The organism is Uliginosibacterium sp. 31-12 (assembly GCF_030548425.1).
GTDB classification, from domain to species: Bacteria; Pseudomonadota; Gammaproteobacteria; order Burkholderiales; family Rhodocyclaceae; genus Uliginosibacterium; species Uliginosibacterium aquaticum.
This window is the reverse complement of sequence record NZ_JAUOOA010000003.1, coordinates 55,972-77,736: the sequence shown is the minus strand read 5'-3', so window position 1 is coordinate 77,736 and position 21,765 is coordinate 55,972. Positions and strand designations below refer to the sequence as shown.

Sequence of the window (21,765 nt, the reverse complement as noted above, 5' to 3'; positions counted from 1 at the left end):
CCATCGCAGAGTAAAAATGACTGAAGAAAAAGATTCTCAAAGCGAGCCTAGTGGTCGCTTTTCGCGCCAGCCAATCCGCAGTTTCGTATTGCGCCAGGGACGCATGTCCGACGCGCAGAAGCGCTACATGGACGAGTTGCTGCCGCGCTATGCGATTCCTTACAAGGAAGAGCAGCTCGACTATGCCGCAAGCTTTGGCCGCTGCGCCCCGGTGGTGCTCGAGATCGGCTGCGGCATGGGCGACACCACGGCGAAGATCGCCCGCATCCGGCCGGATACCGATTTCATCGGCATTGAGGTGCACGGCCCCGGCGTGGGCAATCTGTGCAAGCTGATCGATGAACAGCAGATCACCAATTTGCGCGTGATGCAGCACGACGCCACCGAGGTTGTGCGCGACATGCTAGCGCCCGATTCGCTGGCTGGGATTCATGTGTATTTTCCGGACCCCTGGCCCAAGAAGCGCCATCACAAGCGCCGTATCCTGCAGCCGGCTTTTGTGGCGCAACTGGCCTCGCGCCTCGCGCCCGGGGGCTATCTGCACTGTGCGACGGACTGGGAAGAGTATGCCCAGTTCATGCTCGAGACGCTCTCCGCCGAGCCCTTGTTGCAGAACACGGCGGCCGACTATGCCGAGAAGCCGGACTATCGCCCGCTGACCAAGTTCGAAGCGCGTGGTTTGCGTCTGGGGCATGGGGTGTGGGATCTGGTTTTCAAACGCGTTTGAGGCCGCAAAGAATGATTCTGGCGTCCTTGCGCCTCCTTGCCGCACTGAGCGCACTGTCTGCGTCGGCACGCCGCGCCAGAAACGTTTCACTTCATTTAGCGGCCACCTCGTGATGAGCGCGCCGCTCGCTTTGCCGCCCACGCGCATCCTCGGCATTGATCCGGGCCTGCGCATCACCGGTTTCGGGGTGATCGAGCGCCAGGGTAGCCAACTGCATTACGTTGCCAGCGGCTGCATCCGCACGCCGGATGGCTCTCTGCCCGAGCGTTTGAAAGTGATCCTGGCCGGGGTGCAGGAAGTGGTTGATACCTACCATCCAGCCGAGGCTGCGGTGGAAATCGTGTTCGTGAACGTCAATCCGCAATCCACCTTGCTGCTCGGGCAGGCGCGCGGGGCGGCGATCTGCGCACTGGTAAGCCGCGATCTACCGGTGTCCGAATACACCGCGCTGCAGGTCAAGCAGGCGGTGGTCGGCTACGGCAAGGCGAACAAGGAACAGGTCCAGCACATGGTCAAGCGCCTGCTGCAGCTTGCAGGCGATCCGCAGGCGGATGCGGCGGATGCTCTGGCGGTGGCTATATCCCATGCGCATGGTGGTGCGGCGGCTGGTGGTCTGCTGGCAATGGCCAAGACTTCGCGCAAGCGGGGCGGGCGCTTGATGACGATTCCAGAGGTGAAACGCTGAGGGATGCATCTGGCTTGGCTGCCAGATTTGGACGCGAGTTGGCTTAACGCCCGAGCTCGGTGGCGAGCATGGCTGCGATGCGTTCGGCCTGGCGCAGGTAGCCGCCACCGAAGAGATTCAGATGGTTGAGGATGTGATAAAGGTTGTAGAGCGCCTTGCGCTGCTCATAACCCTCAGCGAGCGGCCAACTGGCGCGGTAGGCCGCGTAGAACTCCAGCGGAAGACCTCCGAAAAGCTCGCTCATCGCGACATCCGTGTCGCGGTCGCCGAAGTAGCAGGCCGGGTCGAACAGTACCGGCGTGCCATCAGCCAGCGCCGCCAGGTTGCCGCTCCACAAATCTCCATGCAGCAGGCTGACCGGCGGCCGGTAATCGACAAACAGCCCCGGCGCGCGCTCGGCGATGCGCTCGCCATTGCGCTGCAGATCCCCCTTGAAGCCCTTGCTGGCGGCGAGCGCGAACTGCGGCTGGAGGCGTTTCTGCACGAAGAATTGCGACCAGTTGTCGGTTTCAAGGTTGCGTTGCGGTGTGCTGCCGATGAAATTGTCCTGCGCCCAGCCGTAATGCTCGCCGGTGCACTGGTGCAGGGCGGTCAGCGCCGCGCCGGCGCGGCGGGCCGTGGCAGCGTCGCGCAGCGGGCTCATGTCCAGCCACTCCAGAAACAGGAAGGCTTGATCTGCAGCTTCACCAACCCCTAGTACGGCCGGTACCCGGATTGCATCGCAGTGGGCGAGCGCCTGAAGGCCATCGGCTTCGGCAGCGAACATGGCTGCGTCATGTGCTGGACGGAGTTTGGCGAAGATTGCGCCCTCGGGGCCTTCAAGCTTGAGTGTGGTGTTGATGTCTCCGCCGTTGACGGGCGTCACCGAATCGATTCGGAAGGCATTTCCGACAATGGCCCGGGCTTGCGCTTCAAGTTCGGCATGCAGCGAAGAGGAGAGCATGGTGGCGATCCTTCAAGCGTGTGCTTTTATGAGAAACAGCCTCTGGCCACGCGTACTCGCGATCAGAGGCTATTCCTCCTGTGATGCTTACTTTGCGAGGCGTGCCCGGGCACGGACAATTGCCGCGCGAACCTGCTCTGGCGCGGTGCCGCCGATGTGGTTGCGCGCGGCCAGCGAGCCTTCGACGGTGAGCACCGCAAAGATGTCATCACTGAGCTTTTCCGGTGCGCCCGGTACATGAGCCATGCAGGCGCGCAGTTCTTCGAGTGACATGTCGGGCAGGTCGCAGCCTTTGGTCTCTGCAGCGCGCACCGCGAGTGCAACAGCTTCGTGCGCATCGCGGAAGGCAAGGCCCTTCTTGACGAGGTAATCGGCCAGATCGGTGGCGGTGGCGAAGCCGAGCTTGAGCGCTTCGCGCATGTTGTGGGCCTTCACCTTGATGCCGGTGATCATGTCCGCGTAGATGCGCAAGGTGTCGATCATCGTGTCGGCGGCGTCGAAGATCGGTTCCTTGTCTTCCTGATTGTCCTTGTTGTAGGCCAGCGGCTGGCCCTTCATCAGGGTCAGCAGGGCGATCAGGTGGCCATTGACGCGACCGGTCTTGCCGCGCACCAGCTCGGGCACGTCCGGGTTTTTCTTTTGCGGCATGATCGATGAGCCGGTAGTGAAGCGGTCGGCCAGATCGATGAAGCCGAAGCGCGGGCTCATCCACAGGATCAGCTCTTCCGACAGGCGCGACAGGTGCATCATGGCCAGCGCTACGGCGGCGCAGAATTCGATCGCGAAGTCGCGATCCGACACGGCATCCAGCGAGTTTTCGCAGACTTCGTCGAAGCCCAGCTCGCGCGCAACGAATTCGCGGTCGATCGGATAGGTGGTGCCCGCCAAGGCGGCGCTGCCCAGCGGCAGGCGATTGACGCGACGACGTACGTCGGCAAAGCGCTCGGCATCCCGGCGCAGCATTTCGCTGTAGGCCATCAGGTGGTGGCCGAAAGTCACCGGCTGGGCGATTTGCAGGTGGGTGTGGCCGGGCAGGGGGGTGGCGGCGTGCTCCTCGGCGAGCTTCAACAGATTGGTCTGGAAATCGCCGATCAGCGCGAGGATGCTGTCGATCGTGTCGCGCAGCCACAGGCGGATGTCGGTGGCGACCTGGTCATTGCGCGAGCGGCCGGTGTGCAGGCGCTTGCCGGCCATGCCGATCAGCGCGGTGAGGCGCTGCTCGATATTCATGTGCACGTCTTCGCCGTCCAGCGTCCACTCGAATTCGCCGCGCTCGATCTCGCCGAGGATCTGCGCCATGCCGCGCTCGATGTCGGACAAGTCCTGATTGCTGATGATGCCCTGCTTCGCGAGCATCTTTGCGTGGGCGAGTGACCCGCGGATATCCTGCGCAGCCATGCGGCAATCGAAGAACACCGAGGCGGTGTAGCGTTTCACCAGATCCGAGACGGGTTCGGAGAAACGACCGGACCAGGTACCGGTGGCGGATGATTTATCAGTCATAATCGCGGAATTCTTGAATCAGCTTTCGGGTTCGGGCCGCAACGAAGTGGCCCGTCAGGGCCGGTAAATAACCATGGCAGCAGCGCCGGAGAAGTCCGCAAGTATAAAGCAAGCCTCGGAGCGCTCCGCGATCCCCGAGCGCCTGCGCGTGCCTGTGCCGGATTTTCGCAATCTCGGTGCCGTGCTGAGGGTGCTGCTGGTCGGCAATGTGCTGATGCTCATTACCGTGCTGATCCGGGCGCCGGCGCTGGCGGAGATTGGTCAGACCCTGCTGATGATGGCCGGACGGGTTGAGCTGCCGCTGATCCTGTTCGCGACTGCTTTGTTCGTGCTTGGCCACTGGTTGAGCCATCTGAACTGGCGTGACCTCACGCTTACTGTGGCGAGCCTGGCCCTGGCTTCGACCATCTTTTGCCAATCGTGGATCCTGCTGCCGGTGAATGCTGATGGTTATCTGCGCGGGATGATCTGGGCGCTGGCCAGCTCGATCTGTGTGATGGCCTACTTCCGCTGGCGCCAGATTGCCCAGATGCCGGCGCTGGGGGAAGCGCGGATCCTTGCGCTGACGGCGCGTATCCGCCCGCATTTCTTCTTCAACTCGATCAATGGCGTGCTCGGCGTGATCCGTTCGGACCCGAAACGAGCCGAGGAAGCACTGGAATCGATGGCCGAACTGTTCCGCGAGCTGATGCGCGATAGCCGCGAGCTGGTCACCTTGTGTGACGAAATCGAGCTTTGCAACCGCTACCTTGAATTGGAGCGCCTGCGTCTGGGTGAGCGCCTGAAAGTGAAGTGGGAGCTCAAACATGCGCCGCTCAACGCCCAGGTTCCGCCGCTCATGCTGCAACCCCTTATTGAGAATGCAGTGTTTCACGGTATAGAACCGAACCCTGAGCCTGGACAGATACTGATCCGCATTGTGCGTCGCGGCAACATGCTCGACATGCGGATCAGCAACCCCGCTCACAAGGTGGAGCGGCGGGCGACCGGTAACCGGATGGCGATGAACAACATCCGTGAGCGTTTGACCTTGTTTTTTGATCTTGAAGCAACCCTGACAACCGAAGAAACCGACGGCGAGTTCAGGGTGCGTGTCCGCATCCCACTACGAAGGGAGGAGAAGTAATGGAAGCTGCAGCAACACTGGCCGTACTGATCGTTGATGACGAAGCCCCGGCTCGCGAGCGCTTGCGCGACCTGCTGGGCGACATTGCTGCAGATCAGCCTACCCGCGTGGCCGGGATGGCCGGCAATGGCCTGGAAGCGTTGCGCATGCTTGAAACCACTGCGGTGGACGTGATTCTGGTGGATATCCGCATGCCGGCCATGGACGGCATCGAATTCGCCCAGCATGCCAGTCGCCTCAAGAATCCCCCGCGTCTGATTTTCGTGACGGCCTATGACGAACATGCGGTACAGGCTTTTGAGCTGAATGCCATCGATTATCTGCTCAAGCCGGTGCGTGCCGAGCGCCTCTCCGCTGCGCTGCAGAAGGCGCGCCAGGCTACTCCGGTGAGTCGCGAGAATATCGACACGATCGCTGAGCCACGTCGCCACCTGACCTGCAGCGAGCGCGGCAAGATCCATCTGATTCCAATTTCGGATGTGCTCTACCTGAAGGCAGAGCTCAAATATGTGACCTCCCGCACGGTGGCGCGCGAGTTCCTGCTCGAAGAGTCGCTGGTGCAGCTGGAGCAGGAGTTTCCGGATCGCTTCGTGCGTATTCACCGCAATTGCCTGGTGTCGCGTGAGGCGGTGGTTGGCTTCGAGCGCTCGGTGGGTGAGGATGGGGGAGAAGGCTACTGGAGCGTGCGTCTCAATGGCCTCGCCGAACTGCTGCCAATCAGCCGTCGTCAGTGGGCCAATGTGCGGGCCGTGTTGGGCGACTGAAGGCTGCGTGCCTTTCAACGAAAACGCCGGCAGCCGCCGGCGTTTTCGTTTCCGCCCGAGAGGCGTCAGGACTTGCGCGCGCGCAGGGCCGCCGCCAGCGCGCTGCGCGCCCACGGGCGCATCAGCTCGGGCGAGTCCAGTGCTTCGTCCGGGGCTCGGTGGTAGCCCAGCTGCACGATCTTGCCGCGCGCCTCATAGCGGAATGCTTCCAGTGCCTCGCGCTCGAATTCGGCGCGGTTCTCTGCATCGGTTTTGAGATAGAGCTGATCGTCGATGACGATGGCAAAGAAATGCTCGTCACAGTAGAGGCCTGCACCGCCGAACATGCGTTTGCTGCGGATGCGGCCGAGCGGAGCGAGAAGTTCGCAGATGAAGGCCAGATAGTCGGCGGAGATGGGCATGGCTGCTAAATCCGGGCAGGCAAAAACAGTAATCTTATCCGCTGCCGGCTGGCCGTGTAGGTGGGGTTGCCGGGCAGGGTAGAAGGCTTGGTCTAAAGTAGAAAGGCCGCTCGCTGCGGCATCCTCCAACTCTCGATAAGGACAGCATCATGGCATTCAAGCTTGTGGGTATTTCGGGCAGCCTGCGCAAGGCTTCGTGCAACAGCGGCCTGTTACGCGCGGCGCAGGAGGACTTGCCGGCCGGAGTGACGCTGGAGATTGTCGATCTCACGGATGTGCCCTTCTACAACGGCGATCTCACGGAGAAACCGGCGGCGGTTAAGCGTGTGCTGGCGCAGATCGGGGCGGCGGATGCGCTGCTGTTGGCCTGTCCTGAATACAACTATTCGGTCGCCCCGGCGCTGAAGAACATTCTCGACTGGGCTTCGCGCGAACCGAACAATGCCTTGCTGGCTGAGAAGGCGGTGGGCCTGATGGGCGCCGGTGGCGGCATGGGCACTTCGCGTTCGCAATATCACCTGCGCCAGAGCTGCGTGTTCCTGAATCTGCATCCGCTGAACAAGCCCGAAGTCTTCAGCAATGCCTTTGCTGGCGGCTTCGATGCGGCGGGCAATGTGACTGACCCGAAGATCCGTGAGCAGGTCGCAGGCCTGGTTGAGGCGCTGGTGGTGTGGGCAGGCAGGATCAAGGCCTGAGCGCACGCGCACCAGGCGCCGCCATGACACAAGGTGAAGCCTGGGTGACCCGGGGCTTCACCGGAGGGTTCAGAGCGATTCCAGCTTGATGGACTCGATCTTCACGCGGGCACCGGACTCGGCGCGCAACTGCAGGAAGGAGCGCGCATCGCCGAGGCTGGCGGTGAACACGTTGTCTCCGGTCTTCAACTCTTTCACTGGCACGCGGGCGATGACAGAGGCTTCTCCATGCGGTGACAGTGTCATCTTGGTGCTGCTGTTGTTCACGTAGATGAAGAAGTTGTCCTTGCCTTCGACCAGGCTGCTGGCTTCAGTGATCCGCAGCGTGATGCGGTAGGGCTTGCTCAGGTCGATCACGCCTTCGGGGCGGCTGGAGGCGGAGGATTCTTCTATCTTGCCGGCAGCGCCGGACACTGCGCCGAGGGTGATGCGACCATTTTCGAGGAGCAGGTTGCCGGCCTCGCTTTTCGGTTCGCCGAAGGTGATGGCGAAATAGGCTTTGGCCGGATCTCCCGGCAAGGCCTTGAAGGCCGGGGTGAAGATCTGCTCGCCGGTGAAGCGGGTATTGAGCAGGTCTGCGGAGTGGGCCAGGCCACACAGGCCGAGACCGAGGGCAAGCGCCAGTACGGTTTTACGAAGCTGCATTACAGAGTCTCCAATCATGTATCAGTTTTGTAGGCCGGCGGGCGAGTCATGATCCTGCCCGCGGCGGCTCCGGCGAGGCCGTGAACCGGACTTGATGATGGAGGGATTACCTGCTCTGAAAGGGGCCTTTCGTAAGGCTTTTGGTAACGCCCAGCGCGGCGAAGATATGCAATTGTGCTGGTTCTGGGATGAGCGGCGCGGCGTGCGGGAGCAACGGCAAAATACAGGCGGCGCGCCCCTCTTGGAAGCGACGCCGCCTGCCGTTTGCTGATGCGGGGTCGGCGCTTCAGCGCGCCGGGGGCGGTTGGCCGCCAGGGCCGCCCTTGGGCATGGCGGCCAGCGTCCCATTGAAACTCTGGCAGGTGCCGCTGAAGGTCTGACCTTCCGGCCCGGCAAAGCTGACTTCAGCGCCCTCACTCTTGCCCTTGCAGGCGGCAATGGCTTCGGGGGGCGGGCCGGGCGGACGGCCACCGGCGTGACTGGAGGCCGAACTGCTGGCGGCCTGGGTGCCGCTGCTGCTCAGCAGGGCAATGAGGAGGGCGGGGCCAAGCAAGGCTGGGAAAGGGCGCAACATGGGGATCTCCTGAGCGTGGATGACCCGCTCAGTATTGTCAGTGCGTTTTCGGCAGGCCAGCGTTTTGACCCCGGCTGCGGATTTTTTGCGGCGCTTAGCACCGGTTTTCAGATCCTGAACTGGCGCACGGTGTCAGTGAGCTCGCTCATGTTCTGGCGGGTCTGGCCGACGAGCTGGTCGAGTCCGCTGGCGTTGTGGCTGGTGGTGACGGCAGACTGGCTGACGCGTTCGATGGCCTGGGCAATGCTGTGCTGGCTTTGGCGCTGACCATCGAGGGTGGCACTGATGTCACGCATGTTGTCGAGTACGCCGGCGGCGGCGCGAGGGATTTCGGCGACTGCATCGGCTGATTCGGCGGCGCGGCTGATGCCGGAACTGACGACCTGCACGCTGCTATCCACGCTGTTGACCGCGGCTTCGCTGGCATGACGGATGCGTTCGATGAGCTGAAAGATTTCATCGGTAGAGCGGCTGGTGCGCTCGGCCAGTTTGCGCACTTCATCCGCCACCACGGCAAAGCCGCGCCCCTGTTCGCCAGCGCGGGCAGCTTCGATGGCGGCATTCAGGGCGAGCAGATTGGTCTGATCGGCAATTGCGCGGATCGCCACGACCACTCCGGAAATTTCGTTGGCATGCTGGGCAAGGCTGCTGATGATGCTGGAGACTTCGCGCACGCTCTGGCCGATGCCTTCGAGCTGGCGCGCGGTGTCACGCACGCTGTCGGCGCCGCGCTGGGAGAGTTCTCCGGCGCTCTGGGCCGCATGCACCGCATCGCGGGTATTGGTGGCAACGATTTCGATGGCCTCGGCCGCCTCTTCGAAGCCAGCCAAGGCCTGCTGCAGCATCTGGCTCTGGTCGCTGGCGCCGCGCTGGACTTGCTCCGAGAGCTGGTGGGCGGCATCCATGCCCTGCTGTACCGCGCGTGAAGTGGCATGGGTCTGACTGATGACCTGGCGCTGACTGATCAACATTTGTTGCAAGGCCTGAGCCACGCTGCGCACCTCGCGGCAGCCTGCCTCCTCGATAGGCAGGGTGAGGTCGCTGCTGCGGGCAATTTCGCTGGCGCTCCGGGCCAGCTGGCGCAATGCCGGCACGCTGCTGCGATGAACGAAAAAGGCTGCGCCGCAGAGCAGGAGGATGCCGCTGAGGGCGCTGAGCAGGATGTTGCGTCGGGCGCTATCGGCGGCTTGCTGGGCGAGGGCCGACTGCTCAGCGCTGCTCAGTTCGATGCTATCGGTAAGGGCTGCGAGCTGATCTTCGAGGGCTTCGAAATCGGCGTGAAAGCTGATGAGCCGGCTGTGCTGGGGATCGTCCTGTGGTTGGGCGAGGAGGGTGGTGGCGCTGGCGAGGTAGCGCTCCAGTACCGGCCGGGCCTGCTCGGCGATCGTTTGAGCAGCCGACGGCAGTTGTGCGAGATTGGTGCTGAAACCCGATTTGAGCGTCGCCGCGTGTTCGTTGAAATCCTTGCGCGCCGCCTCCAGTTCGGGGCCGCCACCGGCGTTGAGAAAGGCTTTGTAGACATCGGCACGGATGGCGTCATGCATCATGTCGACGTCGCTCTGGGTGCGGGTGAGTTTGCCGCTGTGCTGGATGGCCGCATTCGAGCCGGTCAGAGCCGTGAGGCTGGCCCAGCTGATGGCTGCGGACAGGGTGAGGATCAGCATGGCCGTGGTCACCAGGCCGGCGAGCAGGCCGGCTAGAGGGGCGGCAGCAATGGTCTTGTTCATCAGGCGGACCTCATGGTGCGAAGCACAAAGGTATAACGGCCCGCTGCCGGGCGACTTGACCGGCTTGACGGAAGGCCTGGTCGCCGTCGATGGCGCCGATGTTGGCCTCAACCAGGCCGCGCTCCAGCGGCATCGTGGTGATGCAGCAGAGCTGCGTGCCGTCTAGGTCGGGGCTCGCCGGCGTGCGTAGCGCCTGCGCATCAGGGCGGGGTGGTCTGTGCGGCCGTCAGCACGGGGCTCGCGCGTCACGCCAGGGCGGCCTGTTTCGCAGCGCGCTGGCGGGGTCTCAAAATAGGCAAGGCCGTTCAAGTCGCTACTCCGCTGGCTGGCGCGGCTGCCTGGACGGCGAGTTCGGCAAGCTTGCGGTGGGCGGCATGGGTGGCGTGGGGCAGGAGGCTGGTGAGATCGGCAGGATCGAAGCGGGCAGGATCGATCTTCTGGCCGTTGGCGAAGGAGAGCTCCACCGCGCCCGGGTTTTGATGGCAGACGCCGATCAGGAGCAGGAAGGGCATCGGGTTTCCGATGCGGGGCACCGAGCCGCGCAGGGAATCTCCATTAAGGACGAGGAAGGGCAGGGCGTTGCTGCTGTGGCGCACCGTCCAGATGTGCTCGCGTTGGTCGGTCTTCGTTTCGAATTTGGTGATCGTGTTCCAGCGTGCGATTACGGCTTCAGCGGCCGCGATCAGGCTGCGCCAGTCAAGACTGCTCTTCCACATGAATTCGTTGAGCCCGTTCATGTTTGCCTCCTGGCTTAGACGCCGCTGCGGATCTGGCGGATCTGGCCGGCCAGCTGGCTAGCCAGCGCATCCAGTGCGCGTGTGGTGGTAAGGGTGCCCTGGGCACTGCCATTGTTGGCCTCGGCCATCTGAGCAACGCGTTCGATGTTGCGGGCAATGTCGCTACTGGTCGCGCTCTGCTCGCGCAGGGCTGCCGAGATGTCTGCCACTACGCCGACCAGCCGTGCCGAGGATTGCTGGATGCTGCGCATGGCTTCGCCTGCTTCGCGGGTGAGGCCCACGCCATCAGCCACGCGGGCCACGCCTTGCTGCATGGAGCCAACGGCATCGGTGGTGCCGCGCTGGATGGTTTCGATCATGTCCGTAATTTCGAGGGTGGCACGGGCAGTGCGCTCGGCGAGCTTGCGCACTTCGTCGGCCACCACGGCGAAGCCACGCCCGGTTTCACCGGCCCGTGCGGCTTCGATGGCGGCATTCAGGGCGAGCAGATTGGTCTGCTCGGCGATCTCCTTGATGGTGCTGACGATCACGCTGATGCGCTGCGAGTTTTCAACCAGCTCGTCGATTACCACCGAGGATTGCTGCACCGCCTCGGCGATGCGGCCGATCTCGGCTTCGGTGCGGGTAGACAGCTGCTCGCCGGCGGCGGAGGCCTTGCCGGAGGCCGCGGCCATGCTTTCTGCGTCTTCGGCAAAGCGTGCGATCTCGTTGATGCCCACCGTCATCTCTTCCATGGTGGCGGCCATCGCGCCGGAGGCTTCGCTCTGGCGTGCGGACTCCTGCGATACGGCCTGGGCGCTGCTGCTCAGTTCGCGGGCCGCGGTTTCCACTGCGGCGGCGGTACTGGCCACGCGCTGGACCACGCCATCGAGTGATTCGAGCATCGCATTGAAACGCGTGGCAACTTCGCCGAGCTCATCCTGGGTGGTGTGCTCCAGACGATGGGCAAGGTCACCGGCGGCGGCGCGGCGGGTGCCATCCGTGAGCTGCTCGACGGTATCGCTGACCGCCAGATACATGCTAATGCCGATGTAGGCCAGCAGCAGCACCATGCCCAGCGCCAGCAGGTTGAGCAGCCAGAAACGCGCGGTGAGCGAGAAGCTGCGCCAGCCGATGATGCCGTCGAGCTCATCGATGACACCGTCGGCAGCCTTTTCGTCGAAGCTACGCATAGCTTTCAGGCTGGCGCTGGCGAAGTCTTCGGCCTTCATGTCACGCGAGCCGGCGAGGATGCTGCTGCGCACGCTCTCGGCGAACTGCTGGTTGGCTTCGCTGAGCGCCTTGTGGCCCGCGCTGAGTTGGGCGGCCAGGCCGCTGTCACCGCGTCCGGCGCGGCCAAGCTGTTCGGCAAGCGTCTCTTGCCCCGCGCTGATGGCATCCAGCATGGCACCCATGCGGCGCCATTCGCGGGCAAAGCCTGCTACGCCCAGCACCATGACGCCGGTGTTCCTGAGCTCGGCGAGCTGATCGCCAAGCGCCGGCAGGGTGATCACCACGGCCTCGGCAAGATAGGCGGCGCGCGGGTCCGGATCGCGCATCAGGCCAGAGGCGTCGGCCAGCTCGCGGAGGAAGGCCTGCTGGGCTTCGATCAGCGGGCGGTGGGCTGTGGCGAGCGTGCTGCGTTCGGGTGGGGTGGCTGGATCGCGGAAGGCCTGCCAGGCGCTGTCCACTTTCTTCCAGGCTTCCGCAAGGCCCAGCTCGGGGGCATCGGCAACGGCCTCGGCGAGTTCTTTGAGTGCCTGATCGGCCGCGGTGCGGCGCGCATTGGCGAGCTCCTTGTGTTTGTCGTCGCCAGCTGCGAGCAGGCTCACGCCGACGTAGTTCTGGGTGGCCAGCAGGGCTGCGCGGGCTTCGTTGTGAATTTCCAGTCCGAGTTCGGCGCGCTGGGTGCTGGTGAGTGCGCTGCGCATCTCGACGGCCAGCATGAGCATGAAGTAACCCATGGTGACGACGGCGAGGGCGCCGATGAGGCCGAACTTGAGGCGGAAGTCGAGCCGCTTGAGCAGCGCGATGGCCGGGGCGAGGAGCAGGGTAAGGAATTTCATGGCGGCTTTCCTGGGCGTGCTCAGGTGCGGAAGCGGCGGATGTCTTCGCCAAGGCGGGCGGACAGGCCGACCAGCTCGCGCGCGGTGTGGTTGGTGCGGGAGACCTGGGCATGGTTGGCTTCCGCCATCTGAGCCACGGCCTCCACACTCTGGGCGATTTCGGTGCTGGCCGTTGCCTGCTCGCGCAGGGCGCCGGAGATCTCGCTGACCGAGGCCAGCACGCGGGCTGATTCGTCGCGGATCTGCTGCATGGCAGCGCCGGCCTGGTTGGAGAGGTCCACCCCGCCCTGCACGCGGCGTACGCCGTCCTGCATGGCCGCCACGGCGCGGGTGGTGCCGGCCTGGATGGCGGCTACCATGCCGCCGATCTCGGCGGTGGCGCGGGTGGTGCGCTCGGCGAGCTTGCGCACCTCGTCGGCCACTACGGCGAAGCCGCGGCCATCGTCACCGGCCCGCGCGGCCTCGATGGAGGCATTCAGGGCCAGCAGATTGGTCTGATCGGCAATTTCCTTGATGGATTTGACGATGCTGCTGATCTGGGCGGAATTGCGCCCCAGCTCGCTGATGACTTCGGAGGAGCCACGCACTGCAGCGGCGATCAGTTCCATTTCGCTGACCGTGCGTGCCACCACTTCGCCACCGCTGGCCGAGAGCTGGCCAGATTGGGCTGCCACTTCATCGGCCGCACCGGCGTTGCGCGAAATTTCGTCGATGCCGACGGTCATCTCCTCGACGGCGGCCGCCATGCTGGCGGCCGCTTCGCTCTGTTGTTCGGAGCTCTGGGCGACCTGGGCGGCCGAGCTGGCGAGGCCTTCGGCGGCACTGCCAAGCTCCTGCGAAGTGCGTTGGACCTGCTGGATGATGGCGGCGAAGGCGCTGGCCATGTGATTGAACTGGGCTGCCACGCCGCGCAGCTCGTCGTGGGCGGAGTAGGCCACGCGGAAACCCAGATCGCCCTCACCGATGTGGCGGGCGCCTTCCGAGAGCTCGCGTACCGACTGCAGGATGCTCACGAAGAGTGCGGCGCCGCAGTAGAGCAGGCTCAACACCAGCAGGCTGCCGATCAGGCTGGCGATCCAGAAGCGCTCTTCGAGGCGGCTGGAGCGAGCCTGCAACTGCTTCTGCAGCACCCCGGCAAGCGGCGCGGTGTGTTCGAACTGAGCCAGGGCGGCGCTGCGGGCGCTGCCGAGGAATTCTTCACTGCTGAGCGCGAAGGCGCCTTTGCGGATCTCGCGATCGGTGACCTCGAGGATTTCCGCCCAATGCGTGCGCAGCTCGCTGGCCGCGGTTTCAAGCTCGCTGCGGTTGGCGGGATTGGCATTGGCCGTGCGGGCCAGGGTATCAAGCAGGGCATCACGTGCGCGCTCGGCGTCCGTGGTGATGGCGGCCATGCGGTTCCAGTCGGCGCCCATCTCCTTGCTGCCCAGCAGCAGGGCCGAGGTGTTGCTGAGTGCGGCGAGTTGTTCGGAGGCCTGGGGCAGTTTGCGGATCAGCAGGTCGGCGATCAGCGCGGCTTCGCGGCGGTCGTCCGCGAGGAGGCCGCTGGCCTCGCCGAGATCACCGATGAAGTCCAGCAGCAGACGGCTGAATTTGGGCTGGGCGGTTTTCACGCTCTCGGCCGTGAGCGTGGCCTCGCCGCTACGCAGCTTCTGTGCTTCGCTGCGCAGGGCAGCCCAGCGCGGGGCGAGGGCGAAGCTGTCGCCTTCCTGTTTGAGTGCATTGTCGAGGGCGGCGAGAGCGGATTCCAGCGCCGCCCCCTTGGCCGCCACGCCGGCCGCGAGGCTCGGATCGCCAGCGGCTGCCCAGGCCTGCAGGCTGTACTGACGGTTAGCCTGAAGGGCCTCTGCGAGAGGCGGGTAGAGCGCCAGGGCACGCGCTTCACTGCGCGCCGCGTTGATTTCGCTGCGCATCGAGACATTCAGGCCCACCACGTAGAGGCCGGTAGTGGCTAGCGCCAGTGCCCCGAGCAGACCGAATTTCCAGATATAGCGACGGGCGTTGAGCAGGCGGATACCGGGGCCGAAGAAGGCGCGCAGGCCTCCTTCGCGGTAGGTGGCGAGGGCTTGCTGGCGCACGGCCTGGAGTTGGCCGAGCACCTGGCCTGGTTGCAGACGCAGGTGCAGGCCGCTGGCCCGGGTGGCAAGGCCGGCCGGCAAGCGTGCAGCGATGAAGCCCAGCAGAGGCTGGAAGAGCCGCTGGAGGAGGCTGAAGAGGAGTTTCAGGAGTCTCTGCATGGCATCTCTCGCACGGCGGGTTCAACCCGTCTGGATGGGAAGCGGGGCCTGCATCACCCGCAGGGCGGCGGCATGGGCCATGGGCTTGCTGAGCACATAGCCCTGGGCTTCGTCGCAGCCGTACTCGCGCAGGCGACTGAGGGTGGCGGGGTCTTCCACGCCTTCGGCCACGACCTGCAGGCCGAGGCTGTGGGCGAGGCCGATGGTGGAGCGCACGATGATGGCGTCCTGATCGTCATGGAGCATGTCGCGCACGAAGCTGCGGTCGATCTTCAGGGCGTGCAGTGGCATGCGCTTGAGGTAGGCCAGCGAAGAGTAGCCAGTGCCGAAGTCGTCGATCGACAGGCGCATGCCGAGCTCCGCAAGGCGCTCGATGGTCTGCATGGCGCGGTCGGGGTCGGTCATCAGCGCCGTCTCGGTGATTTCGAGTTCCAGCGAGCCCGGCTGGAGGCCGTATTCCCGCAGCAGCTCGGCGAGGGCTTCGGGCAGGGTGATGTCCAGCAGATTGCGGGTGGACAGGTTGATCGAGGTGGAGATGCACAGGCCCGTTTGCTGCCACAGGGCCAGCTGGCGCACGGCGGTACGTGCCACCCACAGGGTCAGCGGGCGGATCAGTTCGCTGGTTTCGGCGAATTGCACGAATTCGCCGGGCGGAATGAACCCCAGCTTCGGATGCTGCCAGCGCACCAGCGCCTCGCAGCTGCACCAGCGCCCTTCCTGCAGGCTGTAGCGCGGCTGATAGTGGAGTACCAGTTGCTCGCTGCGGATGGCCGAGCCGAGCTCGGTAATCATGGCCAGGCGACGCGGGTTGTGGGCGTCGTGGCTGTTGTCGTAGAGGCTCACCGAGCTGGCATTGCCCTTGGCGGCATACATGGCCACATCGGCGCAACGCAGCAGGGCATGGCTGGTGCCACCATGCTGTGGATAGACCGCCACACCAATACTGGCGCCGAGCTCGATGAAGATGCCTTCGACCTCGATCGGGGTGCGCAACGCCGCAACGATGCTGCGGGCGATGTCCTGAGCCTGGTCGGCATCTGTGACCGAGCGCAGCAGGATCGCGAACTCATCGCCGCCAAGGCGTGCCAGCATTGCGTCCTCGCGTTCGATGGCGGCCTGCAGGCGGGTGGCGACGAGTTTCAGGAGCTGGTCACCGGTTCGGTGGCCCAGGGTGTCATTCACTTCCTTGAAGCGGTCCAGATCCAGCAGCATCAGGGCCAGCTGGCGCGGGCTGCCGGCGATCCAGCGCAAGGATTCGGTGGCATCGCGGTGCAGCTGGGTGCGGTTGGGCAGGCCGGTGAGCGAATCGTGGGTAGCCTGGAACTCGAGCGCCTGCACGCTGCGGGCGTTGGCCAGGGCCAGCGACACGGTCTGGCTAACGGCGCGCAGGATCTCCAGTTCGGCATCCGAAAACTCGTTGCCGCAGTCGTAGAACTGCAGGCCGATCACGCCCAGCTGCTTGTCCTGATAGACCAGCGGCAGCACGGTGAAGGAGTGGATGCCGTCGATCAGTGAGCGCTCGCGGATGACCGGATCGATACGCTCGTCGTCTTCGACATTGGTGCAGTGCAGGATCTGGCCCAGAGCCAGGGCCTGACCGGAGAGGCTGCGCTCGATCGGCATGCGCCGGCGAGCGGCGATTTGCGCCGGGGTGTAGCCGGTTGAGGCGATGACTTCGAAGTGCTCGCCATCTTCGCCAGCCAGATGGAAGAGGGACAGCGGTGCGCGCTGCAAGAGCTGCAGCACGCGCAGGGTTTCGTCGGCAATGGCTTCGGAGTCCGAGCTGCGGTGTAGTTGGCTGGCGAGGTTCAACACGACCTGCAGGGCCAGGTTGCGCTGCTTGAGCAGTTCGGCCGAAGTCTGGCGGATCTGCTCGGCGAGGCGGCGTTCGGTTACGTCGCGCACGATGGCGGTGACCTGGCAGCGCCCGGCCAGCCAGATCGCGGACAGGCTGACCTCGGTTTCGATGCGGCTGCCGTCGGCGCGGCGATGGGTCCATTCGAACTGCTGCGGGCCGACATCGATGGCTGCCTGCAGCAGGCCCTCGGCCTTGTCATCCGAGCGCCGGCCATCTCCCTGCATTTCCGGTGAAAAGTCTGTCACCGGTTTGCCGATCAGCTCGGCACGCGGGCGCCCGAGCATCAGCTGGGCCTGGGGATTGCAGTCGGCGATGAGGCCATCGACGATGGTCAGGATAGCGTCGCCGGCGGCATCGAAAATGCTGCGATAGCTGCGTTCGCGATCCTTGAGGGTATGGAAGACCTGCAATTGGGAGAGCAGATCGGCCACCGAGATGGCCAGGAGCTGTTCGTCTCGGCTCCACAGGCGCGGGCTGCCCAGATGCTCCAGGCACAGCACCCCGGCTAACTGACCGGCTTCGTGGAGGGTGGCTTCGAGGCAGGCGCCGATGCCAAGCGGGCGCAGATGGCCCGGATAGCGCTCCTGCACACGCTGGTCGTTGGCGGCATCGGGCACGTCGAGCAGGCGTTCTTCATCGAGCACGCCGAAGTAATGCGGAAATTGCGCTGCCGGCAGGCTGGCGCCGGACTCGAAGCCCTGGCGGTCGGTACGGAACAGCAGTTGGCAGACCAGTTCGTGGCGGTCCGGCGACATCCGCCAGACGCTCGCGCGCCCCACTTCCAGCACCTCGGCGAGGGTGGTCGTGACATTGCGCAGGGCGCTGTAGAGATCGCCGCTCCACAAATGCTCGTCCTTGGCCAGCCGGATGAAGGCGGCCTGCAGGCGATTGCTCAGCTTGTCGAAGGAATCGGTGGCGGGATGCATGCTGCCGCTTGGCTCTGTCTGTATGCGTTTGTCGGGGCGAAACGGGCCTACAGGCAGGAGTAACGGCAGAGACGGCGAAAACTGGAGGGGCTCAGCCCTCCTGGAGGGCGCGGGTGATGAAGTGCCTGGCGACCTGCGGGCGCGGCACGCGACACTCCTCGAACCAGTTGCGCACGTCCTGCTCCAGCCCGATGCCGTGCATGAAGTTGTAGATGGCTTTCGACAAGGCCCGGCCCAGAAGGGCGTGATCGACGCCGCTGGGGTCGATGAAGGCGATGTCGTTGTTGGCGAATGTGCCCTTGGGGCGGGGGATCAGGCGGATGCCGTAGTCCTCCGGGTGCTGGCCGACCGGCGAGTGCACGGTGCAGGAGAAGCGGTGGAAGAAGCCGGACTGGATGCAGCCGGCGGCAAACAGTTGGCGCACGTACTCAAGGGCGTCGACCGTGTCCTGCACCGTCTGGGTGGGAAAACCGTACATCAAGTAGGCGTGCACCAGGATGCCGGCCTCGGAAAAGGCATGCGTGACGCGTGCCACCTGCTCGACCGAAACGCCCTTCTTCATGAGCTTCAGCAGCCGGTCCGAAGCGACTTCCAGCCCGCCCGAGATGGCGATGCAGCCGCTTTGCGCAAGCAACTCGCAGAGTTCGGGGGTGAAGCTTTTCTCGAAGCGGATATTGCCCCACCAGGTGATAGCGAGATTCCGCCGCAACAGTTCTTCGGCCATGGCGCGCAGGGCTTTGGGCGGCGCGGCCTCGTCCACGAAGTGGAAGCCGCTCTGACCGGTTTCGGCGATGATGGCTTCGATGCGGTCCACCAGGGTGCTGGCATTGGCGGCCTCGTAGCGCGAGATGTAATCCAGGCTCACGTCGCAGAAGCTGCATTTCTTCCAGTAGCAGCCGTGGGCTACGGTCAGCTTGTTCCAGCGCCCGTCTGACCACAGCCGATGCATCGGGTTGAGCATGTCCAGCACCGACAGGTACTGGTCGATCGGCAGGCCGTCCCAGGTGGGCGTGCCGACTTCGTTGAAGGGCACGTCCAGCTCGGGGAAGTTCACATAGCGGACCCGGCCCTCCGAGCGTAGGAAGGTGCGTACCAGGCGCTCCTGCGAACGCTGGCCGGCAAGATGATCGAAGAGCGCGAGGGTCGGGCGCTCGCCGTCATCGAGCGTGATGAAGTCGAAGTAATCGAAGACGCGCGCTTCGCTGAGTTCACGCAGTTCGGTATTCACATAGCCGCCGCCGAGCACCACGGTGATGGCCGGGTCATGGGCCTTGATCGTCTGGGCGATGCGGAAAGCCCCGTACACCGAGCCCGGGAAGGGCGTGGAGATCAGCACCACCTGTGGCGCATGGCGGGCTAGTGCCTGCAGGGTCAGGCTGTGCAGGGTCTGGTCGATCAGGTTCAGCGGTGCGGCCAGCGCGGCAGCCAGCGGATCGAAGCTGGCGGCGGACTGGGCGATCGATTCGGCGTAGCGCACGAATTCGAAACGTTCATCGACGGCCTCGCGCAGTACATCGGCCAGATCGTTCAGGTACAGGGTCGCAAGGTGGCGGGCGCGGTCCTGCAGGCCCAGCGAGCCGAAGGCCCAGCCGAGCGGATCTTCGTCTTCCTCAACGAGGTATTCGTTGAGGGCGTTGAAGCGTGCTCCCTCGGGCAGCAGCATGCGGCCGCAGATGCGGAAGGCCAGGGTCGAGTCGCGTCCCTGCAGGAAGGCGATCACCGGATCGATGGTGGCTGCGTAAGCGGCGAAATGTTCGAGGAAAAAGGCGGTCGCCGCGCTGCGCTGCTTCACCGGCAGGCGCTGCGCCACGCTGCGAATCTCTTCCAGTCCCGTGCGCGAGAACAGGCGCAGCACCAGAGCGATGGCCAGATCCTCCTGCGCCGCTGTGATTCCCTGCTGGCGCAGGAAGCCGGTGAGGTAGGCGGTGGAGGGGTAGGGCGTATTGAGCTGGGTCATCGGCGGGATGACGGACAGCACGCGGAGCGGAGAGACAGACATCGGCAGGGCGGCAGGGGGCGGAGACGCCATTCTACGTTGCTCCCGGCCGCCTTCCCCGGCGGGTGTTGTCAGCCGGCCTGACGTCTGGCAATGGTCGGGGTGATGCGCAAGGCCAGTTCGCTCTCGATTTCGTGGGCGGTGCCGCAATGCGAGCAGACGAAACGTGAGTGCAGGCGGCCATGCCCGCCCTGATCGGCGGGGGCGCGCTGGGTCTGGCGGGCGGCTTCGGCAGCGGATTGCCTGAGTACCGCTTCAGCGTCCGCGAGGCGCTGCTGAGCAACTTCCAGGCGCTCGAAGCCGGAGCGGTGCATCCAGTCTTCAGGAAAACTGGGTTTGGCGGCAGGCTTCGGCGGTGCAGCGGCTGGGCGGGGCGGCGGCAGATTGGGCGGCTGCAGCACGGGAGCGAGCTGGCTTGCGAACGCCGGCTGGTTCTGCAGGCCATCCATGGCTTCGACGCTGACGAGCATGCCCAGAGTTTCAAGGGTTTGCTGGTAGAGCAGGGCGGCGGCGGCATCGAGCCCCTGTTTGAGGGTTACGCGCTGGCCGGAGAAAATCTGGATGGTCTGGCTAGCGCTCGCACCGAGACGCAGCTTGGCCTGGGTCATCACATCCGTCCGGTTCAGGCCTGCTCGCAACCGCCCCTCGAACACGATGCGAAACTGTTTGTTCATGCGCCTCTCCGTTGTTTTTGTGGGTGCTGCGATGGGGCTTACAAGACTAGCGGAGAGGGGCCTTGTTCGGGGAGGAAACAAAACCTAACGGGCCTTAAAACGGCCACAGGTGTGAATTAAGTCGCGCCCTGAGCGGCGCCGTGGGCTTTGGCTGCCTGCTCGCCGAGCAGCACCTGCCCCTGCAGGGTGTGGGCGTGGCCACAATGCGGGCATTGCACGCTGCCACTGAGTGTCAGCCCGGCCGTTGCAGACTTGGTGGCGGAGGCTTGTTGCACCGTGACCGTCATGGGCGATGCGGCGGGTTCCGGGCGCGGCGTGGCGGCAGGGGCCAGTGCCGGCGAGGAAATCACCACTGGGGTTTCCTCGCTACTGTTGCCATTGAGCAGGGCTTCCGCGCGGGCGAGGTTCAGGTGGGTGCGGGCGAAGTCGGCAAACCCGGTCTCGCTCAGCCAGCCTTCGGTGCGGGTCGCACGCTCGGCAAAAGGCTCATTCTTCGCAGGCTGGGGCTTGGCGGGCTGGGTTGCGGCAGGCGTCGGCGGGGTAGGCTCGTCGGGTTTGACGACCGGCACCGGAGGCTGGGCCGGCGTGAGCGGCGCGATTTCTTGCGGAATCCGCGAGGCTGCAGGGGCTTCCAGCGTGACATCAAGGCCCAGTTCCTGCAGCTTGTGCAGGTAGCCCAGCGCAGACGGCTCGTCGAGATCCTTTTTAAGCACCAGCGGGCGTCCCGAAAACATCCGTACGAGCTGCTCCGGCGTGGCCTTGAGTCGCTCGCGAGCGTGTCGGCGCACCAGGTCTAGCGAGAATCCGGGCAGGATGCCGCCGCTGAACACGATGCGAAAGACGCCAGACATACTTAACTCCAATTGTAGGTGTTTGTCCTACTTTACCAAGAACTGCGGACTCCGCGTGAAACTAAATGTGTCTTTACAACTCACTGTTTTGGCAGCGCTTATTGCTCACTGGCAGGCAAACTGATGTGGGGTGAGAATTTCGCCCGATGCACCGAGAAGAAGGCGCGCACATTGCGCACATTGGCGTCGGTGGCGAACAGACGGCTTGCGGCGGCCTGATAGGCAGGCATGTCCGCCACTTGCAGGATCAGCACGAAATCAGGCCCGGAGCTGACCCGGTAGCACTGCTGCACGGCACTGTCGGCCACGGCACGTGCCTCGAAGGCGGCGAGGCGCTCTGCGGCCTGCTGGTCCAGGGTGAGTTCGACGATGGCGGTGAGGCCAGCCCCCAGTTTTTCCGGCGACAGGATGGCCACCCGGCTTTCGATGATGCCGGTGTCGATCAGGCGCTTGACCCGCCGCAGGCAGGTGGCTGGCGAGATATGGACGCGCTCGGCCAGAGCCTGATTGGTCAGCGAGGCATCGAGTTGCAACTGGGCGAGGAGGCGAAGATCGGTAGCGTCCATGAGAAGGGGTGAAATAAAATTTCACGAAAAGTTGTTTGTGAAATTTTATTCTACTTATTGGATAATTATGCAAGCTTGTTTTGTTCTG

19 protein-coding genes are annotated in these 21,765 nt (G+C 64.4%); 5 read left to right on the top strand and 14 right to left on the bottom strand.

Translation table 11 applies throughout. From position 1 onward, the window contains the following. Positions 1 to 16: 16 nt before the first annotated feature. Entirely contained in the window at positions 17 to 727 is a 711-nt protein-coding gene (gene trmB / locus Q3Y64_RS07475; protein ID WP_101941934.1) for a tRNA (guanosine(46)-N7)-methyltransferase TrmB, read from the top strand. 112 nt (positions 728 to 839) lie between these two features. Next, positions 840 to 1,412, top strand: a complete 573-nt coding sequence (gene ruvC, locus Q3Y64_RS07470) for a crossover junction endodeoxyribonuclease RuvC (RefSeq protein ID WP_101941933.1) — start codon at positions 840 to 842, stop codon at positions 1,410 to 1,412. Positions 1,413 to 1,455: 43 nt separating this feature from the next. Here ruvC and Q3Y64_RS07465 read toward each other — a convergent pair whose 3' ends face one another. After that, on the bottom strand, positions 1,456 to 2,355 hold the full coding sequence (locus Q3Y64_RS07465) for a fructosamine kinase family protein (RefSeq protein WP_303560655.1): 900 nt from the start codon (positions 2,353 to 2,355) through the stop codon (positions 1,456 to 1,458). Between the two features lie 87 nt (positions 2,356 to 2,442). After that, the gene (argH, locus tag Q3Y64_RS07460) at positions 2,443 to 3,858 is read right to left on the bottom strand and encodes an argininosuccinate lyase (protein ID WP_303560654.1); all 1,416 of its coding nucleotides are present in this window, start codon (positions 3,856 to 3,858) and stop codon (positions 2,443 to 2,445) included. A 73-nt stretch (positions 3,859 to 3,931) separates the two neighbouring features. On the opposite strand from argH, the gene Q3Y64_RS07455 reads away from it, so the two are divergent. Continuing rightward, on the top strand, positions 3,932 to 4,984 hold the full coding sequence (locus Q3Y64_RS07455) for a sensor histidine kinase (RefSeq protein WP_101941928.1): 1,053 nt from the start codon (positions 3,932 to 3,934) through the stop codon (positions 4,982 to 4,984). Beyond that, a complete protein-coding gene (locus tag Q3Y64_RS07450) occupies positions 4,984 to 5,748 on the top strand; it encodes a LytTR family DNA-binding domain-containing protein (RefSeq protein ID WP_101941927.1) in 765 nt (254 codons plus the stop codon). Before Q3Y64_RS07455 ends, Q3Y64_RS07450 begins: the two co-directional genes overlap by 1 nt. 65 nt (positions 5,749 to 5,813) lie before the next feature. Here Q3Y64_RS07450 and Q3Y64_RS07445 read toward each other — a convergent pair whose 3' ends face one another. Further along, positions 5,814 to 6,149 carry a TfoX/Sxy family protein gene (locus Q3Y64_RS07445; RefSeq protein WP_303560653.1) on the bottom strand — a complete coding sequence of 112 codons (336 nt, stop codon included), beginning with the start codon at positions 6,147 to 6,149 and terminating at the stop codon, positions 5,814 to 5,816. A gap of 149 nt (positions 6,150 to 6,298) precedes the next feature. Here Q3Y64_RS07445 and Q3Y64_RS07440 point away from each other — a divergent pair, with 149 nt between their 5' ends. Beyond that, positions 6,299 to 6,844, top strand: a complete 546-nt coding sequence (locus tag Q3Y64_RS07440; protein WP_303560652.1) for an NADPH-dependent FMN reductase — start codon at positions 6,299 to 6,301, stop codon at positions 6,842 to 6,844. 69 nt (positions 6,845 to 6,913) lie between these two features. On the opposite strand, the gene Q3Y64_RS07435 is transcribed toward Q3Y64_RS07440, so the two are convergent. The 11 genes from Q3Y64_RS07435 to Q3Y64_RS07385 all read right to left on the bottom strand — a co-directional run bounded on the left by Q3Y64_RS07435 (position 6,914) and on the right by Q3Y64_RS07385 (position 21,677). Next, positions 6,914 to 7,489 carry a hypothetical protein gene (locus Q3Y64_RS07435; RefSeq protein WP_101941924.1) on the bottom strand — a complete coding sequence of 192 codons (576 nt, stop codon included), beginning with the start codon at positions 7,487 to 7,489 and terminating at the stop codon, positions 6,914 to 6,916. 286 nt (positions 7,490 to 7,775) lie between these two features. Next, positions 7,776 to 8,063 (bottom strand): hypothetical protein, encoded by a 288-nt coding sequence (locus Q3Y64_RS07430; RefSeq protein WP_101941923.1) that lies wholly within the window; start codon positions 8,061 to 8,063, stop codon positions 7,776 to 7,778. A gap of 107 nt (positions 8,064 to 8,170) precedes the next feature. Next, complete coding sequence (locus tag Q3Y64_RS07425) at positions 8,171 to 9,790, bottom strand: methyl-accepting chemotaxis protein (RefSeq protein ID WP_303560651.1); 1,620 nt, start codon at positions 9,788 to 9,790, stop codon at positions 8,171 to 8,173. 305 nt (positions 9,791 to 10,095) lie between these two features. Beyond that, entirely contained in the window at positions 10,096 to 10,527 is a 432-nt protein-coding gene (locus tag Q3Y64_RS07420; protein WP_303560650.1) for a hypothetical protein, read from the bottom strand. A 14-nt stretch (positions 10,528 to 10,541) separates the two neighbouring features. After that, entirely contained in the window at positions 10,542 to 12,572 is a 2,031-nt protein-coding gene (locus tag Q3Y64_RS07415) for a methyl-accepting chemotaxis protein (RefSeq protein WP_303560649.1), read from the bottom strand. 20 nt (positions 12,573 to 12,592) lie between these two features. Then, positions 12,593 to 14,806, bottom strand: coding sequence for a methyl-accepting chemotaxis protein (locus tag Q3Y64_RS07410; protein ID WP_303560648.1), 2,214 nt, complete (start codon positions 14,804 to 14,806; stop codon positions 12,593 to 12,595). Between the two features lie 21 nt (positions 14,807 to 14,827). Beyond that, positions 14,828 to 17,590 (bottom strand): EAL domain-containing protein, encoded by a 2,763-nt coding sequence (locus Q3Y64_RS07405; protein ID WP_303560647.1) that lies wholly within the window; start codon positions 17,588 to 17,590, stop codon positions 14,828 to 14,830. Positions 17,591 to 17,681: 91 nt separating this feature from the next. Beyond that, complete coding sequence (locus tag Q3Y64_RS07400) at positions 17,682 to 19,589, bottom strand: radical SAM protein (protein ID WP_303561116.1); 1,908 nt, start codon at positions 19,587 to 19,589, stop codon at positions 17,682 to 17,684. Positions 19,590 to 19,657: 68 nt separating this feature from the next. Continuing rightward, entirely contained in the window at positions 19,658 to 20,260 is a 603-nt protein-coding gene (locus Q3Y64_RS07395; protein WP_303560646.1) for a hypothetical protein, read from the bottom strand. A 116-nt stretch (positions 20,261 to 20,376) separates the two neighbouring features. Next, positions 20,377 to 21,111 (bottom strand): hypothetical protein, encoded by a 735-nt coding sequence (locus Q3Y64_RS07390; RefSeq protein ID WP_303560645.1) that lies wholly within the window; start codon positions 21,109 to 21,111, stop codon positions 20,377 to 20,379. 98 nt (positions 21,112 to 21,209) lie between these two features. Further along, positions 21,210 to 21,677, bottom strand: coding sequence for an Lrp/AsnC family transcriptional regulator (locus tag Q3Y64_RS07385; protein WP_101941914.1), 468 nt, complete (start codon positions 21,675 to 21,677; stop codon positions 21,210 to 21,212). Positions 21,678 to 21,765: the final 88 nt, after the last annotated feature.